Origin of the sequence: Anaeromassilibacillus sp. An250 (genome assembly GCF_002159845.1) — a bacterium.
Lineage (GTDB): Bacteria > Bacillota > Clostridia > Oscillospirales > Acutalibacteraceae > Anaeromassilibacillus > Anaeromassilibacillus stercoravium.
Genome location: NZ_NFJK01000052.1, coordinates 1 through 1,640 on the forward strand (window position 1 = coordinate 1; position 1,640 = coordinate 1,640).

Below are 1,640 nucleotides of genomic sequence, written 5' to 3' on the forward strand. Positions count from 1 at the left end.
AACGGGGGTAGGGCAGATAGATAGGCAGCGGCGTGTCTGCCATGATATAATCAGCGATAGTATCACCTCCCTGTGTTCGGGTTGATTGTGGTGTTTTGTCACGCCTTAGAACGGCGTTTCCGGGGGAAAAGGATAAATGTATCGCGTACCCTTTGACACTCACGAAAAAAACCTTGATTCATGCGGGTTTGAAAGGCTCTAAAGCGTGACATTTCTGCCTTTGTTTCCGCTTTCTCTCGGCGGCTTTGAGTTTCTTCATGCGTCCGGCGCAGTCGGGGCAGTATTTTCCCCGGTTGGATTTGGGGACAAATGCCGCCCCGCAGACCTCACACCGTTTCCGGCTCCCCCGGTACAAGAGGGCTGCGGCCAGTTCCCCGTCAAGGGGCAGGACAGCCACACGGAACCAGCGGCACATGAGGGAAAGGGAAATGCTTTGGACGCACACGCAAGGCTCCCCGTCGTCTAACAGCAGGCAGTTTCCCTCGTCGTAGTTACAGCACTCATGTACCAGCCGCCGCGCCCGCCGGTGCTGGCGGTAGTCCATGCGGGGCAGGTTATCGCTCATGGCTCTGCTCCTTTCTGCGGTGGGGTTCCTCCCGGCGCAAAATCTGGTCGATGTTCCGCTTGACGGTCTGCAACTCCTTGAACCGCTGTTTCTGTTCGTGGTAGGTGTTATACAGGCCGTCTTTCTCGGAGATAAGCTGCTCGATCTCGGCCTGCAACGCTTTCCGGGCGGGCAGCTTGGTGATGCCATGCGCCTTGAAATACCGGGCGGCGGCTTCGGCTATGATAAAATCGCTCTCGTTTGCCTGCCGGTAGGCGGCGCGGGCTTTCTCGGATTTCTGCGCTTTCAGCCCGTCGCGGGTGGGCTTGGTCTTGGCATAGGCAAGTACCTGTTGCTGCAACTCCTTTTTCCCTTGTAGCTTCGTTTCCAGTGCTTTCAGTTCGCCGCTGGTCTGGCGCATTTCCTGATAGGCGGTATCAACGGCGGCTTCTAACTGCTCCGGGGAAGTAAAGCCGTATTCCTGATACACATTCAGCGTCGCGGCCATTTGTTTGAGGTTGTGCATGGTCGCCCAGCGTTCATAGCCCCGGCCTTTGCCCTCGGCCATTTTCTGCTCAATGTCCACAAGCCGCTGCACACCGTCCTGCTTCGGGGCGGTTTGTGGGGCTTTTGTGTTCCCATGCCGGGGGTATTCGAGTATGGCTGCGGCCTTTTCTGTGGCTCTGGCGGCGTTCTGCTCCAAAACGGAAAGGACAGCGGTGCGGTCAAAGTCGTCGCCCAGCTTCCGGGCGGTAATGGGCTTTGTCCTGTCCGGCGTGAGATAGGACAGCCGCCCCCGGCTCTCCTTGACGGTCACGCCCTCCCGCAGCAGCAGAGAGGAAAATTCGTCAAAGCTGGCGGCGGTGGCAAGGGCTTTCCGTATGGTCTGCCGCAGCTTCTCCTTGTTCGTTTCAAACTTGGTCTGCCGGGGCGTGATACCGCCTGCAATCATGGGGGCGTTCTGCTTGTCCAGCGCAGCCTGTCCCTTTTTCTGCGCCCAATACTCCCGGTCGGTCACGCGGTTCTTGCTGCCGTTCAAGAGGTCGATTTGGTAAAGCCCCTCCCGGTGGCACATCTCCATGACTTCGGATTTGAA

General features: G+C 58.0%; 2 protein-coding genes. Both read right to left on the reverse strand.

The genetic code is table 11. From position 1 onward, the window contains the following. Nucleotides 1–178: 178 nt before the first annotated feature. Nucleotides 179–565 carry a cysteine-rich VLP domain-containing protein gene (locus B5F54_RS17035; protein WP_070087578.1) on the reverse strand — a complete coding sequence of 129 codons (387 nt, stop codon included), beginning with the start codon at nucleotides 563–565 and terminating at the stop codon, nucleotides 179–181. After that, on the reverse strand, nucleotides 555–1,640 hold a 1,086-nt coding region (locus tag B5F54_RS17040), incomplete at its 5' end, for a relaxase/mobilization nuclease domain-containing protein (protein ID WP_087235326.1). The genes B5F54_RS17035 and B5F54_RS17040, both read right to left, overlap by 11 nt.

Coding starts and splice junctions, on each gene's coding strand:
- B5F54_RS17035 (WP_070087578.1), bottom strand. CDS start 565: ATGAGCGATAACCTGCCCCGCATGGACTACCGCCAGCACCGGCGGGCG.